Here is a 16,261-nt window from a genome sequence, read left to right as displayed (position 1 = left end):
AAGGAAAATAATTAATTTTTGAGGGATGCTTATGAGAGTTTTTGAAGTAATGAGAGAGACAAAAGAGACAAATGTTTATTTAAAAATAAACATTGATGGGACTGGAAAATATAAAATAGATACTGGAATCCCATTCTTTGACCATCTATTAGCTTCTTTTGCTAAACATGGATGTTTTGATTTGATTGTTAAAGCAAGAGGGGATTTAGAGATAGATGACCACCACACAGTTGAAGATGTTGGAATTTGCTTGGGTTTAGCCCTAAATCAGATTGAAAAGAGGAATATTTTTAGGTTTGGATGGGCAATAATTCCAATGGATGATGCAAGAGCTACAGTAGCTATTGATTTGAGTGGAAGGAGTTACTGCGTTGGCAACTATAAACCAAAGAGGGAATTTATTGGTGATTTAGCAACTGAAAACATAAATCACTTCTTTGAATCAGTGGCAAGCTATGGGATGCTAAATATCCATTATGAAGTAATTGGAAAGAACGAGCATCACAAAGCAGAGGCTTTATTTAAAGCTTTTGGGGTAGCTTTAGACTTAGCTACAAAAATTGATGAGAGGAAGGGGGTTATAAGCACTAAAGGGGAGGTTAAGTTGTAAAATTCTTATTTTTATGTTTAAAAAGAGTTTTTTATAAATTTGTTGATTATAAACTAAAATCTACAACATCCCCTTTCTCACATCTGGTAACTACAGAGGCAACAATATTCTTAGAAAATAGTATAGCATTTGTTGGTTTTATAAAAGTAAAGACTGCTTTAAAGCCCTCTTCTATCAAACCAACGTTATCAAGCTTCAAAATCTTTGCATTGTTTATTGTAGCCATTTTTAAAATATCCTTTGGCTCTATGTGGTAGAGTCTATAAATAAAGTCCGTCTCTTTAAATATTGAAGGAGAGTTTGCCATGAAGTTATCTGTCCCAATTCCAACCAATAAGTTATCGTTAAGCTCATTTAAATTTGGCATTCCTACATTGAAAGATAAATTAGCCCTTACACAAGCAACAACTGGGATGTTATTTTCTTTCAATAACTCTAAGTCATTAGATGTTAGATGAGTTCCATGAACAACAAAATCTGGTTTTATTCCTAAATCTATTAACCTCTCAACCTCCGTCATACCATATTTGTTTAAGCTATACTCTACAGCCCCTCTATGCTCAGCTGCATGTATAGCAAACAATTTCTTATCATCTTTTTCTTTAAACCTCCTAAAAACTCTAAATATTAGTTTTAACTCATCGTCTTCAAATTCATTAGCTCCACTCAGCCCTAAACCATTGGATATTTTTAAAATCTCTTTAATCTCATCATTATCAACCTTTGTAGGTCTTCCCAAGATTATTGCCTTTGGATAATCGTAGCATTTTAAGGCAGTTTTTAATAAATTAATCCCTTTAACCCCATTTTCCCTAAAATCACAAAAATATTTTATCCCATGCTCTTTCATATCTTTTAAGCCAAGTTTCATGCCTTCAATTAATATATCATCACTACACTCTGCCAAATATCTATGCTTCAAACCATTTGGAGGTTTAACCAACTCATCCAAAGTTTTATTAATACCTATATCCTTTATACTATTATCAGCTATGTGAGTGTGGGCATTTATTAATGGTGGGATAACAAGTCCTTTAAACTCAATAAGCTCATTACTATGCTCATTTGTAAAACCTTTAATAATCCCATCTTCAATAACTAAAACTCCTTTTCTTATTTCAAAATCCTCTCCATACAAGAATTGGCTTTTTAATAGCAAGAACATCACCACTGAGGATGTTTATGATTGATAACAAGATAAAATTAGGAGTAAAGATTGTATTGCTAATAATCCTATTGCACTGCCTTATATCAATTTTTAACTTAGAGACCTATATAATGCTACTTGGCAAGTATCAAAACCAGATAATGATTATAGCTATAATTATTTTATCTGGGCTTATTGTTGTAGATATTGCCTCAGAGATATTTAGAAAGTATGCAAGAAAGAGGGAAGAAAAAGCTGGAGAGTATCTAACTCTAAATTATATTTTTAAGTATTTTGTATATCTTTGCGTTGCCTTAATGATTTTTGGTGTTATCTACCAAAATGTATCGTCTTTAGTTGTTTCAGTTGGGTTAATTGGGGCTGCTATAACCTATGCCCTACAAAAGCCGATTTTGAACTTTGCTGGGTGGATAATAATCCTATACACAAGAACAATAAAGATTGGAGATAGGATTTATATTAAAAATATAGGGGCTGGAGATGTGTTCGATATAGATACTCAGCACATTTATTTAAGTGAATTAACAACAGATAATTTTGAACCAACGGGGAGAGTTTTAATTATCCCAAATTCTTATATATTTACCGCTTCAATAGAAAACCTTACAAAAGGGTCACCATATATTTGGGATAATATAATTGTCCATTTTACATACGACAGCAACATAGAAAAAGCTGAAAATATTGTTTTTGAATCAGCCGATGAAGTTGTTGGAGATTTAATGAGAGAATTGTATAAAAAGTGGTCTAAGAGAAAATATCTCATTTCAAGGAAATTATCTGATAAGCCAATAGTAAGGATTGGAATAACAAGGAGCTCTTTTTATGTAAAGGTAATTTATTTAGTAAATGTTTATGAAAAAGCAAAAATAAGTGCTGAAATTTATAAAAGAATCTTAGAAAAAGTAAATAAAGAAAATGATGTAAAATTAGCTTATCCACACATTAAGGCAGTTATTAAATCTGAAAACAGCATTAAAAATACGTGATTATTATGCTCCTAAAATATTTAGATGAATTTAAAGAAATAGATTTTTTAAAGGCGTTGAACGATTATAAGTTACTAATAATCTCCAAGTTAAAATATATTTTTGAAGAAAATAAGGAATATGAGAGAGATTTAAGAAATTATTCAAATTTTGATAATATAGAAAAAGATAAATTAGACGCTCTAATCGATTATCTCCTAATTATTTTATTATCCCACACATCCTACTTTAATGCATTTGTAAAAAATTATGCTGAAATGAAAAAATTTGAAGTTATGAAGAATCTTCCAAATAAAATTTCCGTCTGGGAATTTATAAAAACTGCTTCAAAATCAAGAAATAACGATTTACACTTAGAGCGATTAGATTTAGAAAACGGATATGTTGATATAACTGAAATTAAAGAGATCTATGCAAGAGAATTTATTAGAGTAGAGTTAAAAAAACTCGGAGATATGGCTAAACAGGTAAAACTGCCAGATGATGATATAATAAAAAAATTATTAGACGAGATAAATAATTACCTAAAAGATAAAATTAAATATGAGCATATTGAAGGTATTAAAGCATTAAACTTTAAAGGAAATATCCCGTTAGAATGGCATCCGCCATGTATTAGAGGGATTTTAAACGACATTTTAAGTGGTGGCTCTCCATCGCATTATGCAAGAAGAAGTTTTGTAGTTTATTGGTTCTGTGCTAAATTTAACCCTAATTTAAGACCTTTAGATAAGAATGGAAATTTGGTAAATATCTCAGCCACAGATATTGCCTCTGAGGAAGAAATTGAGAAGTTTATAGATGAACTTATTGAGATGATGTTTAAGAACGTTGAAGATTTCGATGAAAAGAAGACAAGATACTATATTATGCACAATATTGGCTATAAAGTAGGTCATGGAAGATTAACCCATTGTGAGTATTGCAAAAACTGGCAATCTGATGGAGGAAAAGGATTAAGTTATTACTGCAAACCAGATGAGATTTGTAAGAAAAAGTTTATTATTCATCCTTTAGATTACCTCTGCTACAATATAAATAGGCATCTAAAGAAAGAGAAATTTAAGAAGATGAAAAAGGAGGATAGAAATGGAAATAATAAATGAGTTCTTAGATATTGAGGTTCTGCTATCTCCAACTGTCTATGAAAAGCTAAAAGATTTTGCTGAAGAAAAAATTAACCTCTTAATTGAAAAAATTAAAGAATTTAAAAAATACAACGACGCTTTTATTTTGTTGGATGAGAAGTTTTTAGACATTTTTTTACAAAAAGATTTGAATGAAATAATAAATGAATATAAGGATTTTGATTTTATATTTTACTATACTGGAGAAAAAGTTGAAGAAAAACTTAAAGAAATAAAAGAAGAAATTGAAAAAGAAACTAAAGAGAAAATAGAAGTAGAAAAGGTAGAATTCATAAAGAAAGAAGAAAAACCAGAACTAATAAAAAAACCTGAGGAAGACCTTGAGGAAAAATTAAAACAACTAATTTCCAAAGAAGAAAAAAAGGAAGATTTTAATGCTGAGAGAGCTAAAAGGTATGAAAGAATATCAAAAATAAGAGAGAGTGTAAGTAGCAGAATAAAGTGGATAGCTAAGGATATAGATGCTATAATTAAGATATATGACGATTCAGACGTTTCTGGAAAATCCACATGCACTGGAACCATTGAAGATTTTGTTAAATACTTTAGAGACAGATTTGAAAGATTAAAGGTTTTTATTGAAAGAAAGGCTCAGAGGAAAGGATATCCTTTAAAGGATATAAAGAGGATGAAAGGGCAGAAGGATGTTTTTGTTGTAGGAATTGTTAGTGATGTGGATACAGCAAAGAATGGGAATTTAATAGTCAGAATTGAAGACACCGAAGATGAGATAACCTTAATTTTACCAAAAGAAAAAATTGAAAGAGGGCAGTTGCCGGACGATATTTTGTTGGATGAAGTTATTGGAGCCATTGGAACTGTTAATAGAACAGGAAGTTCAATATATGTTGATGAAATTATACGACCAGTATTTCCACCAAAAGAGCCAAAAAGAATTGATGAAGAAATATATATGGCATTTTTATCAGATATTCACGTTGGAAGTAAGGAGTTTTTACATAAAGAGTTTGAAAAATTCGTTAGATTTTTAAATGGAGATGTTGATAATGAGTTAGAGGAAAAAGTTGTTAGCAGATTAAAATACATCTGCATTGCTGGAGATTTGGTTGATGGAGTTGGAGTTTATCCCGGACAGGAGGAGGATTTATATGAAGTAGATATTATGGAGCAGTATAGAGAGATAGCAATGTATATAGAACAAATTCCTGAGCATATAAGCATAATAATCTCTCCCGGAAACCACGATGCTGTTAGACCTGCAGAACCTCAACCAAAACTGCCTGACAAAATAGCAAAGCTATTTAATAGGGATAATATTTACTTTGTAGGGAATCCATGCACTCTCAATATTCATGGCTTTGATACCTTATTATATCACGGTAGAAGCTTTGACGACTTAGTTGGGCAGATAAGAACAGCAAGTTATGAAAATCCAGTAACTATTATGAAAGAATTGATAAAAAGAAGATTATTATGTCCAACCTATGGAGGAAGATGTCCAATAGCCCCAGAACATAAAGATTACTTAGTTATAGATAGGGATATTGATATTTTACACACTGGACATATACACATTAATGGTTATGGAATTTATAGAGGAGTTGTTATGGTTAATAGTGGGACTTTCCAAGAACAGACAGATTTCCAGAAGAGAATGGGAATTAGCCCAACTCCCGCAATAGTCCCAATAATAAATATGGCAAAGGTTGGAGAGAAAGGACATTATTTAGAATGGGATAGAGGGGTTTTAGAGGTTAGATATTGATTTTTTGGGGATGAGATGGGCTTTATGTTAGCTATAAAAAAAGCATTTAAGGGCATAAAATACCTATACACTGATAAAAACTGGAATGTGATAGATAACATTTTCTTAATGCTGATTATATTTTTTACAATTTTATCTAAAACAACTGCTGATAGTGAGTCCCTATTTTTGCTGAATACTCTAATATTTATGTTTATATTGCTATCTATGCTTGTTAGACATCTGATGTTTCGTAAAACCTACGAAATGTTTAATCGGTTTAAATTTGCATCTGCATTTATGAAATCAATGCTTATAATTACTGTATTGATATCAATATTTGCAGTTATTGAACTCATCTATATAATTATAGCAATAAATCTCTAAAATTCTACAAATACAGCAATGAAAAGCAATAATAACAGTATAGGCATAATAAAAGCTAAAATAACTGTAATTATTTGGTTTGATATTCCAAAATAACTCAATAGTTTAGGCACAAAATACCAACATGCAATCATAAAACATAGTGAAATCCACAATATTAAGGTATCTTTAGAGATTTTAATAGAAGGAAGTTTTTTATAGATAATAATCTCAAAAAGAGTTCTAATGATAATATAAACAATAACAAAAACTATGATGTTGAATTTAAGGTTAAACAGTTTAATAAAAAGTATTGTTGTAGCTAAGCTAATCAATGATACAATGATTTTATCTCTTTTAATGTTTTTATTTAAGTTGGAGAATTCCTTAAAGTCATTATCAACTCCAAACATTCTCTTAAATAGTAGGTTTAAACAAAAGATAAATATGCATCCAAAAATAAATATTGATGCAATGAGAACTATAAGGCCAATATCCACTATTTCACCATTTTTTGGATTTATATTTATCTTAACCATACATTGATTTAAATTTTTCCATCAAATAATTTTGGTGAGAAGATGCAAATAATCCCAGTTATTGATTTAATGAATAAGATAGCTGTGCATGGAAAAAGTGGGAATAGGGATGAATATAAACCACTAAAATCAGTTATCTGCAATTCACCAAATCCAATTGATGTAGCAATGGCATATAAAGAAAGAGGAGCTGAAACTATCTATATAGCGGACTTAAACTTTATAATGGGTAATGGAGACAACTTTGAGGTTATAAAAGAGATAGATTTTGTAAATAAGATTGTTGATATTGGAGTAAAGAGAAGAGAGGACTTAGAAAATATCAAAAAAATTTTAAATAAAGATGATAAGGCAATTGTAGCAACAGAGACATTAAAGGATATTGAATTGCTTAAAGAAAAAGACATAGTTGTTAGCTTAGATTTCAAAAATGGAGAGCTTTTATTAGATAAAAATTTTAAAGATTATAGTTTGGATGGAATACTATCTTATGTCAGAGAGGATACTCCACTAACAATATTAGATATTTCTTCAGTTGGAACTCAAAGAGGTATTAATGTAGAGCTTATAAAATATGTCTTAGATAAAACCAACAATCCAGTATATGTTGGTGGTGGAATTAAAGGGATGGATGATTTGGAGCTATGCTATAATTTGGGGGTTGATGGAGTTTTGATAGCAACGGCAATACATAAAGGGATTTTAGATTTGGAGGAAATTATTAGTAAATTTAGTGATAAATATGACAGAAAATAAATAGATATTTTAAAGTCATTTGTTGATGAACTAAAAAAGAACTATAAAGAAAAAATTGTAAAAATTATTCTTTATGGTTCAGTAGCGAGGGGAGAAGATAGGGAAGATTCTGACATAGATGTTTTAATTATTAACAAACTATGATTCATTTAAAATGCAGAAATTAGTTTCTGATGTTGTTATTAAAATATTGCTTGAATATGGCATCTATATTTCAGCAAAAGTTCTTTCAGTTGAAGAATTCAACCAAATAAAGAGGCTAAATACTTCTTTCTATAGAAATATATTAAAGGATGGTGTTGTAGTTGAATGAAGTTGAATTATTTGCTATACTTAATTTTTAATGGGCAATAGGTGGGGCGATGAATAAGCTTACTAAGGCAGTTGGAGTAATTGTAGGCTTAGTGGTGGGAGCAATTATTTCTGTGTCAATTCCTGGATTTAATTTAGCTTTCTTTATTTTTATAATGTTATTACTTATTCTACTACTGTGTTCAGAAGAAAAATACAAAAAATTTATACAATCAATTATCTCTTTACTATTGTTAGTGACATTATCAGTAATATTATTAATTTTTAAAATAATAATCCCTCAAAACTATATACCTCAAAATCCAGAACTTTTTGTTTTATATATTTATGCTGTTTTTTCAACACTTATGATTCTTTCAGATTTTAAAGAAGAAATTATAGAAATTTTTGATTGGAATACTACTGAAATCCTAAAACTCACTTTTCAGAATTATCTTTTTATTTTATCAATAGTAGCATCAATTGCAGTAGCATTGGTTTTAAGTCATGTAGGATATTTAATTCTTAATACTACAAACAGTACAATTTCAGATTTTCTAATGTCAAATGCAAAATATGTTGAGAATGATTGTGGTAATTTCCTTACAGTAGGAGGTATCTTAGCAACTATCTCAGCATTACTTGTATCAATTTCTTGGGTTATTATTCAAACATCATCAGATAGGTTAAGTAATATTTTAATGTGGATATGGGTTAGAGATGAGAGATTTCTAACTTTTGTAGCATTTTCATTTACCACTGTGTTTTTACTTATCCTTATTTCATTAACTCATGTCCAATTACACGTAATTGATTACGGAATTATTTATTACATCATAATGTTAAATTTCTTAATGTATGGCTTATATATAAAAGCATTTGCAAATGTTATAAATCCAAAATATGCAGTTGATTTAATTCTAAGGGGTAGAGATAGAGGAGACACATCGGGAGGTTATGGTGATTTAACTGATGCTGAATCAAGATTATATGCAGTTTATGAAATTATTAAGAAGAGAATTGAAGCAAAAGATGTTTATGCAGTAGTAAAGTGTTTAAATATGATAAATAAAAATTTTGATAAATATTGGATGTTTATTGAAGATGAAAATCGTGAAAAATACCTCAAAGATTTTTTAGATATACTTAATAAATTAAAAGCTAAGTATAGAAAAAGCTGTATAAGTAGTATAAATTGGAAAAATGAGCCATATTCAGAAAAAGGATTAGAAGCTTTTAAAAATCTAATTGATAAATGTGACGAGAAACTTGAAACCATTAGAAATAATCCAAACTAAATTTCTGGTGATAAAATGAACTATAATGACATCCTTGAAAAGATGCTAAATGGAGAGTTAAAGCCATATCAATTGGATAAGATGTTCAACTCAAAAATAGCCACTGAAATTAGAAGAAAATTCATTGAAAAGAAGGTTGGAATAGAGTTTAAGCATATCTGCAATTACTCAATAGATGAAGAAATGGCTATGAAGAAGAATATAGAAAATATGATTGGAGCTATCCAAATACCATTAGGCTTTGCTGGGCCTTTAAAGATTAACGGAGAATATGCAAAGGGAGAGTTTTATATCCCATTGGCAACAACTGAAGGAGCTTTGGTGGCATCAGTTAATAGAGGTTGCTCAATAATAACAAAATGTGGGGGGGCAACTGTTAGAGTTATAGATGATAAGATGACAAGAGCTCCTTGCTTAAAAACAAAGAGTATTGTAGATGCCATTAAAGTTAGAGATTGGATTAAAGAAAACTTTGAAAAGATAAAGGAAGTTGCTGAATCAACAACAAGGCACGGAAAGCTAATAAAAATAGAACCAATTTTAATCGTTGGTAGAAATCTATATCCAAGATTTGTATTTAAAACTGGAGATGCCATGGGCATGAACATGGTTACCATTGCCACAGAAAAGGCATGCAACTTTATAGAAGAAGAACTAAAAAAAGAGGGCATATTTGTTAAAACAGTTGCTGTTAGTGGAAACGCCTGTGTAGATAAAAAGCCAAGTGGAATGAATCTAATTAATGGTAGAGGTAAGTCTATTGTAGCAGAGATTTATTTAGAAGAAAAAGAGGTTAATAAATATTTAAAAACAACATCTGAAGCAATTGCTGAAGTAAATAGGTTAAAGAACTATATAGGTTCAGCAATAAGCAACAGTATGGGATTCAATGCCCATTATGCAAATATTATTGGAGCTATATTCTTAGCTACTGGGCAAGATGAGGCTCAAATAGTCGAAGGTAGTTTGGGAATAACAATGGCAGAAGTTGAAGATAACGGACTATACTTTTCAGTTACACTTCCAGATGTTCCAATAGGGACTATTGGAGGGGGGACAAGGGTTGAAACTCAGAAAGAATGCTTAGAGATGCTTGGTTGCTATGGAGATAACAAAGCTTTAAAGTTTGCTGAGATTGTTGGAGGGGCTGTGTTAGCTGGAGAGTTATCTCTATTAGGAGCTTTAGCTGCTGGTCACTTAGGAAAAGCTCATCAAGAATTAGGTAGATAATTATGAGAGATGCCTATTTAATGATGGTCTTAATGGATGCATTGGAAGAGATATTTGATTTAAAAGAAATCCTAAAAAGCCCTATAAAGAATAGAAAAGTTGTATTATTTGTTAGTTTGGTTTTTATCTTATCTTTAACAATTTCGTATATTTTAATAGCTGATGTAAAATATTTCTCATATTTAGGAAATATAATCTTCCAAAACTTTCAAAAACATGTTGAAAATCTAAAAATCACATTAAATGAAGATAGCTCAGCCATAATACTGGCCATTTGGAAAAATAACCTAACTGTCTGTATTTTAAACTATATCATTGGGATTTTCTCAATATTCGTTATTGTATTGAACTCTTACATAATGTCATACGTACTCTATAAATTTGGCATTAAAAGTTTCATCTATTTAGTTTTACCACATGGAATCATTGAAATTCCAGCTTTAATACTTTCAGCATCAAGTGGGGTTTTATTTAACATTGGGTTAGTGAATTTCCTTATAAATATCAAATTTGGAACTAAAAGAGAAGTTTTATATTACATAAAAGAGTCCTTAAAATTACTTATCCTATCTATGCTCCTATTTATAGTTGCTGGAATTGTTGAAGGTACTATAACCTTTCATATTGCTAAAACCATGTTCTCTTAAAATTAAATCTCTAGGTAAATATAAAAAAGAAAATAAAATAACTCGTTTTTCCCATAAGGATTTTGTTATATTTAGTATCTTAAAAATTAATAATGGGGGTATACCAATAGGGGGCAAAGCCCCCTATGGAACATAAAATAACTCGTTTATCCTCTCGGTTCTTTTGCTTTTGGTCTTAAACCTTTGTATCCACATTTTCTACACTTTGTAGCTCTCCAAGGGTTTCTTGCATTACATCTCATACAAATCTTTTTCATAAATAACCTTTTCATTGCTTCTTCAAATGGCATTTTTATCACCTATAAAGATTTTTGATAATTTTAATAACTTTCCACTATTAAAACTTTTGATTAAGGTATGTTTTTTGAATCTCTACAACTTCCATTGAATTTTTAGCATTTGAGTATCTCTCTAATAATTCATTATTAACATTTATAAATGTTTCTGCCCATTTGAAACAACCAGTTAAATCCAATGCCTCATCCTTAAAGTTAGTTATATATAAAGCGGCGATGAAAGCTTCTAATGTCGAAAGCATGCATGGCTTACCATAATTTATTGGATTGCAGGCAATTAAAAACGGTAGAGACCTTTGATTTTTAAATTTAAATTTCTTAAACATTAACTCTGCTTCTTTCCATGAACAATCAAGAGCTGTTATACCAAATTTTTCCACTATCTTTTTATCTTCTGGAGATAGAGCTTTTTCAGCATAAGGATTTAGAATTATTGAGTTTTTTGGAACTTTATAAGGGTTTTTTAACAAAATGGCTTTATTCATCTTAGCCATTTTTAAGGATGTGCATTTTTTTGGATTGCACTGATTTGCATGATATATGAAAAGCTTTGGCATTGTTATCACAATTTTGTGAAATGGTAAAGAAAATTAAGTAATATAAGTAGTATTTATTTTTTTCCATAGAGACAAAATTAAATATTAATTCCTTCTCCACAATGTATAGCCAATAATTATATAAATTATTATAATAATTCCATATAAGTAGTAATTTAGTGTTTTATTTTTAGATTTTTCAGATGATGTTTCGTTGGTAGAATTTATAGTAGAATTTACTATTTTGTTGGCAGAATTTTGAGCAGTTTTATTGCTCAACTCATTCAAATTAGCTATTTTTTTACATGTTTTTCCGTCAAATATGTATAATGACAAGTCATATCCGACTAAAAGGAACTCTTTTCCATTATAGGCTATATATCTGGGTGTTATATTCCTCAAATCTATTATTTCAGTGGCTCTACCATCATTTAAGTTAATTTTTTCAATACCTGCGATGTCATACCACTTCGTAGAGTAGACTACGTAAATATTATTTTTGTCTATAGGATAAACATCCCATACTCCTTTATCTAGGTCAATAGTTTTTACTATAGTTAGGTTGTTGTCTAAGAAGTATAATTTATCATCAATAAAAATCCACTGATTTCTGTATTTATCATATACAATATACGGTGAGAAACTAATACTCTTATAACCATAAAATGTACCATTATATTTTACAAGGCAGGATATGTAATTATCCACATCGTTTAATTCCCCATTTTTTTCTAAATAAGTAACTACCAAGTCCCCCTCAACATAAATAAGCCAATATTTATCTTTTGAGTTATAATCAAAAGAAATAGGAGAAAACGGCTCCATTTCAAAGTGATAAGAGTAGTAATTTTTAGAGTGATTAACATAATTAAATAAATAATTTGCCAACTTTGAATGTAAGTCATAACGGCTATTCCCAATAAATTCTAAGCTATTAGAAGATTTGTTATATCTAAATCCAAGTATTATTGGCTTTGCTCCCATCCCCATCTTATTATCAAAACATGCTAATGCTTCATCATTATTATTACTTTTTAACTTGTAATACCATCCTAAAGCTAACCTCCACAAATATAACGTTCTATTTTCGATATCTAATCTACCTATATCACGCCCATCCCAAGTATCACATATAATAAATGTCTTATTTCCTAAACAAAAACTGTCTAAAAAATATTGGAAATAATATTCCTTGACTATATCCTCATATGTGTAAGTTACATTTACACAAGATATAATATATTTCTTCGGAGTTATGTTGTATAAAGTTCCGTTGTATAAGTAGATATTATTGTTGTATATAATTATCCAATTATTGTCAAACATTGGTCTAATGATAACATATTTGTCATCGAAATCATCACTTGATGCACTTACTGGAATAATCGAAATTATCAAAATAAAACTCAAAAAAATAAGATATTTTTTTAGCATTATTTCCACCTCCCAAAATCGTGATAGATGATTATATCTTCCATAATCCCCCACATTTTTATAGCTTTTTAGGTTTTTAATGAGTTTTTCCACAATATATAGCCAACAATTACATAAATTATTATAATAATTCCATATAGGTAGTAATTTACCGTTCTGCTTTTAGAGGTATTATTATTTATTACGTTAGTTTTGTTATTGGAACTAATACTTTTATTGTTCAATTTATTTAAAGGCATTTGAATATTTTCATTGCACGATTCATTCAAACTACCAACTTTTTTACATGTTTTACCGTCAAAGGTATATAATGACAAGTCATATCCGACTAAAAGGAACTCTTTTCCATTGTAGGCTATATATCTGGGTGTTATATTCCTCAAATCTATTTCAGTGATTCTACCATCATTTAAGTTAATTTTTTCAATACCTAAGTAATGGATTATATAGATGTTGTTTTTATCAACTGGAAAAATACCTCCTATGTGTTTGTTTGGATTAATAATTTTTACTATACTTAGGTTGTTATCTAAAATGTATAATTTTCTATTATAAACGCTAATCCATTGATTTCTGTATTTATCATATACAATCTGAGATAATGGGAAATTTATGCTTCTATAACCATAAAATGTACCATTATATTTTACAAGGCAGGATATGTAATTATCCACATAGTTTAACCTACCATCTTTTTCTAAATAAGCAACTACCAAGTCCCCCTCAAGATAAATAAGCCAATATTTATCTTTTGAGTTATAATCAAAAGAAACGGAAAATGGCTGAATTTCTAATTCATAGAAGTAGTAATTTTTAGAGTGATTAACATAATTAAATAAATAATCCGCCAACTTTGAGTTTAATCCATAAAAATCATCTCCAACCCATTCCAAGCTATTAGAAGATTTGTTATATTTAAATTCAACTATTATTGGCTCTGCTCTCATCCCTTCTTTGTCATCAAAACATGCCAATGCCTCTTTATTATTACTTTTTAAAGTATAGTATTGTCCAAGAACTCTGCCCTCTAAATATAATGTTCTATTGTTAATGTCTAATTTACCTATATGGCATCCATCCCAAGCATTAAATACAACATAAGTCTTATTTCCTAAACAAAAACTGTTTAAATAAGGATAACGACTGTCAATCTCATCATTGGAGTATGTTTTATTAATATAGAGGATATATTTCGGAGTTATGTTGTATAAAGTTCCGTTGTATAAGTAGATATTATTGTTGAATAGGATTATCCAACTATTGTTCAACATTGGTTTGACGATAATATAATCATCACTTGATGCACTTACTGGAATAATCGAAATTATCAAAATAAAACTCAAAAAAATAAGATATTTTTTTAGCATTATTTCTACCTCCTAAAAATTAATGAGAAATAGTTACTACCATTCTGGACAAGTACCTCTAACTTTATCGATAAATTCCTTTTTTATGTCAAAATAATATGCCCTTCTTTGCCAAATATCTCTGCCAGTTAATGACTTTCTAAGTATTATGTAATCACATGCTCTATTTATTAAGTCAGGAAAATCATTTATCTGACCATCTACTTCCATTTCTATGTATCCATTAGGAATTTCTTTTATCCAGTTTAAAATATCTAAAAGTTTTGTTCTGCCATATTGTATATATTCTTTATATTTTTTGACCTTAGATTTCCAAGACTCTCTTTCGTCATCGCTCGCATCTTTTTTACAATTCCAAAGATAATTGTATTTCCATGCTTGATAGTAATGTGGTTGAACAAATACATAGTCAAAATACTTTGATAATGTTTTTATATCAGTATTATCAGGATTTTCTATATCGTTAAGATATGGTATCCATATAAATTCTTGATGTCGTTCATTTCTTATGTATTCAGATAATTCATTTAACTCAAAATCGGTTATATACTCATCTTTTACCTGATTGGGATATTCCAAATTCCAATAAAATCCAATTTGATAATCACTCGTATTATCGTGAATTCCATCCACATACCCTTTCCAATACTCTAATCCTCTTTTTTCTCCTTTATCATCTCCTCCCTTTCTATAATATGGAATTGCAACGAAATAATCTATTCCTCTTAAATATTGGTCTACCCATTTTCCAAGTTCTTTACCATCATTGTATCCATTATCATACGAAAAACCACTTTGTGGAATGTCACTACCTTCCTTAACTTCCAAAGCTATTGCATAGTTGAATTTTCTATTTAATAAGTCACTAACTTCTCCATTAAATTCTTTTTCATAGCAGTTAGTATATTTATTATATGTAAAATACCATAAAGCGTATCTGTATTCAGATTTATATTCAGGCTTAGGCTTAGGAGGAATATAAATATCCCCTCCCATTATTCCACCCTCAAATAATCTTTGCATGTATTTACTAATCTATCAAACACTCTAACATCTTTACTTTTTATATAATCGGCATATAATTCATCTAACTCTCTTATGTATTCATTATGATAAATTTTAACTAAATTAACCATACGTCCAATGTCATACTCTTTCATAGCGTTATAAAATTCATTTAAAGCATGCTCTTTTCTTTCTTCATCCATTAAAACTTTTTTCTCATAGAAAATCTTTGATTTTACTAAACCCTTCCCCAGATTATACAATATAGGACAAAACACACATACGTGATAGCAACTTGAAATTAGGTTTTTATCTAACTTTTCATATTCTTTAACAAGCTCTTCTCTTGAGATATTTAAGTGAATAAAAGGAGGAAATAGGTTATAATCCCTACACCACATTAAAAATCGTTCTTTATCTTTAATATGTCCCTCCATTGATGACGCCACAATTCCTCCTTTGAAATTTTTAATACCTTCCCAAACTACACAATCATAATGATAATCATGTTCATTTTTCTCTAAGGTTATTTTGCACTCTCCACATTCAATAAATCTATGTTTAACATTATTTGCTTTCATAATCCATTTTATTTCTTCCCTTATCCATTTTGGACTTCTATCTGAAATAAAGGTTACTGCCTCAAAATCAAAACCATACTCCTCCCTAAACTTTAATAAATAACTTAACAACACCCTATTTTTCATTCCATGAGAATATAGGATAGTTTTATTATCAGTTTCCTTAATTAAATCCCAAATATTCCCATACATAAAACCACCAAATTACAAAAATCTATATTATTTTTTAAGTAATCTTGATTTATAAAAATTTTATTATTTCTTTAATTTGAATAAATAAATCTATAAAAGTAAT

General features: G+C 29.3%; 19 protein-coding genes. 11 read left to right on the top strand and 8 right to left on the bottom strand.

From position 1 onward, the window contains the following. The first annotated feature begins 31 nt into the window (after window positions 1–31). On the top strand, window positions 32–610 hold the full coding sequence (gene hisB, locus MFS40622_RS07460; RefSeq protein WP_012981059.1) for an imidazoleglycerol-phosphate dehydratase HisB: 579 nt from the start codon (window positions 32–34) through the stop codon (window positions 608–610). 46 nt (window positions 611–656) lie between these two features. Here hisB and MFS40622_RS07455 read toward each other — a convergent pair whose 3' ends face one another. Continuing rightward, a complete protein-coding gene (locus tag MFS40622_RS07455; protein ID WP_012981058.1) occupies window positions 657–1,775 on the bottom strand; it encodes an amidohydrolase family protein in 1,119 nt (372 codons plus the stop codon). A gap of 17 nt (window positions 1,776–1,792) precedes the next feature. Between MFS40622_RS07455 and MFS40622_RS07450 the strand changes: the two genes are divergently transcribed. The 4 genes from MFS40622_RS07450 to MFS40622_RS07435 are packed head-to-tail and all read left to right on the top strand — an operon-like array spanning window position 1,793 to window position 6,007. Continuing rightward, window positions 1,793–2,767 carry a mechanosensitive ion channel family protein gene (locus MFS40622_RS07450; RefSeq protein WP_012981057.1) on the top strand — a complete coding sequence of 325 codons (975 nt, stop codon included), beginning with the start codon at window positions 1,793–1,795 and terminating at the stop codon, window positions 2,765–2,767. 5 nt (window positions 2,768–2,772) lie between these two features. Then, complete coding sequence (locus tag MFS40622_RS07445; protein ID WP_012981056.1) at window positions 2,773–3,873, top strand: hypothetical protein; 1,101 nt, start codon at window positions 2,773–2,775, stop codon at window positions 3,871–3,873. Further along, window positions 3,857–5,641, top strand: a complete 1,785-nt coding sequence (locus MFS40622_RS07440) for a DNA-directed DNA polymerase II small subunit (protein WP_012981055.1) — start codon at window positions 3,857–3,859, stop codon at window positions 5,639–5,641. The genes MFS40622_RS07445 and MFS40622_RS07440 overlap by 17 nt, the downstream gene beginning before the upstream one ends. Window positions 5,642–5,656: 15 nt before the next feature. Further along, entirely contained in the window at window positions 5,657–6,007 is a 351-nt protein-coding gene (locus MFS40622_RS07435; RefSeq protein WP_048197510.1) for a hypothetical protein, read from the top strand. Here MFS40622_RS07435 and MFS40622_RS07430 read toward each other — a convergent pair. After that, a complete protein-coding gene (locus MFS40622_RS07430; RefSeq protein WP_048197509.1) occupies window positions 6,004–6,486 on the bottom strand; it encodes a hypothetical protein in 483 nt (160 codons plus the stop codon). The two genes, MFS40622_RS07435 and MFS40622_RS07430, sit on opposite strands and share 4 nt — an antisense overlap. Before the next feature lie 81 nt (window positions 6,487–6,567). Here MFS40622_RS07430 and MFS40622_RS07425 point away from each other — a divergent pair, with 81 nt between their 5' ends. The 6 genes from MFS40622_RS07425 to MFS40622_RS07405 are packed head-to-tail and all read left to right on the top strand — an operon-like array spanning window position 6,568 to window position 10,747. Then, entirely contained in the window at window positions 6,568–7,281 is a 714-nt protein-coding gene (locus MFS40622_RS07425; protein WP_012981052.1) for a HisA/HisF family protein, read from the top strand. After that, the gene (locus MFS40622_RS09815; protein WP_083771425.1) at window positions 7,282–7,425 is read left to right on the top strand and encodes a nucleotidyltransferase domain-containing protein; all 144 of its coding nucleotides are present in this window, start codon (window positions 7,282–7,284) and stop codon (window positions 7,423–7,425) included. A gap of 10 nt (window positions 7,426–7,435) precedes the next feature. Beyond that, window positions 7,436–7,594, top strand: coding sequence for a hypothetical protein (locus MFS40622_RS09730; protein ID WP_156770006.1), 159 nt, complete (start codon window positions 7,436–7,438; stop codon window positions 7,592–7,594). A gap of 49 nt (window positions 7,595–7,643) precedes the next feature. Next, a complete protein-coding gene (locus tag MFS40622_RS07415; RefSeq protein WP_012981051.1) occupies window positions 7,644–8,870 on the top strand; it encodes a hypothetical protein in 1,227 nt (408 codons plus the stop codon). 15 nt (window positions 8,871–8,885) lie between these two features. Beyond that, window positions 8,886–10,100, top strand: coding sequence for a hydroxymethylglutaryl-CoA reductase (NADPH) (gene hmgA, locus MFS40622_RS07410; protein WP_012981050.1), 1,215 nt, complete (start codon window positions 8,886–8,888; stop codon window positions 10,098–10,100). A 2-nt stretch (window positions 10,101–10,102) separates the two neighbouring features. Beyond that, the gene (locus MFS40622_RS07405; protein WP_012981049.1) at window positions 10,103–10,747 is read left to right on the top strand and encodes a stage II sporulation protein M; all 645 of its coding nucleotides are present in this window, start codon (window positions 10,103–10,105) and stop codon (window positions 10,745–10,747) included. 146 nt (window positions 10,748–10,893) lie between these two features. On the opposite strand, the gene MFS40622_RS07400 is transcribed toward MFS40622_RS07405, so the two are convergent. The 6 genes from MFS40622_RS07400 to MFS40622_RS07375 all read right to left on the bottom strand — a co-directional run bounded on the left by MFS40622_RS07400 (window position 10,894) and on the right by MFS40622_RS07375 (window position 16,158). Continuing rightward, window positions 10,894–11,037: a 50S ribosomal protein L40e gene (locus MFS40622_RS07400; protein ID WP_010870213.1), complete on the bottom strand. Its 144-nt coding sequence runs from the start codon at window positions 11,035–11,037 to the stop codon at window positions 10,894–10,896. A gap of 47 nt (window positions 11,038–11,084) precedes the next feature. Continuing rightward, complete coding sequence (locus tag MFS40622_RS07395) at window positions 11,085–11,600, bottom strand: DUF367 family protein (RefSeq protein ID WP_012981048.1); 516 nt, start codon at window positions 11,598–11,600, stop codon at window positions 11,085–11,087. Between the two features lie 84 nt (window positions 11,601–11,684). Then, the gene (locus MFS40622_RS07390) at window positions 11,685–13,013 is read right to left on the bottom strand and encodes a hypothetical protein (RefSeq protein ID WP_012981047.1); all 1,329 of its coding nucleotides are present in this window, start codon (window positions 13,011–13,013) and stop codon (window positions 11,685–11,687) included. Between the two features lie 68 nt (window positions 13,014–13,081). Further along, entirely contained in the window at window positions 13,082–14,344 is a 1,263-nt protein-coding gene (locus MFS40622_RS07385; protein WP_232217808.1) for a hypothetical protein, read from the bottom strand. A gap of 72 nt (window positions 14,345–14,416) precedes the next feature. Continuing rightward, window positions 14,417–15,376 carry a hypothetical protein gene (locus tag MFS40622_RS07380; protein ID WP_012981045.1) on the bottom strand — a complete coding sequence of 320 codons (960 nt, stop codon included), beginning with the start codon at window positions 15,374–15,376 and terminating at the stop codon, window positions 14,417–14,419. Continuing rightward, a complete protein-coding gene (locus tag MFS40622_RS07375) occupies window positions 15,376–16,158 on the bottom strand; it encodes a hypothetical protein (protein ID WP_012981044.1) in 783 nt (260 codons plus the stop codon). Before MFS40622_RS07375 ends, MFS40622_RS07380 begins: the two co-directional genes overlap by 1 nt. Window positions 16,159–16,261: the final 103 nt, after the last annotated feature.

It is taken from the genome of Methanocaldococcus sp. FS406-22 (genome assembly GCF_000025525.1).
Lineage (GTDB): Archaea > AGJL01 > Methanococci > Methanococcales > Methanocaldococcaceae > Methanocaldococcus.
This window is presented reverse-complemented; position numbering and strand designations above follow the sequence as displayed.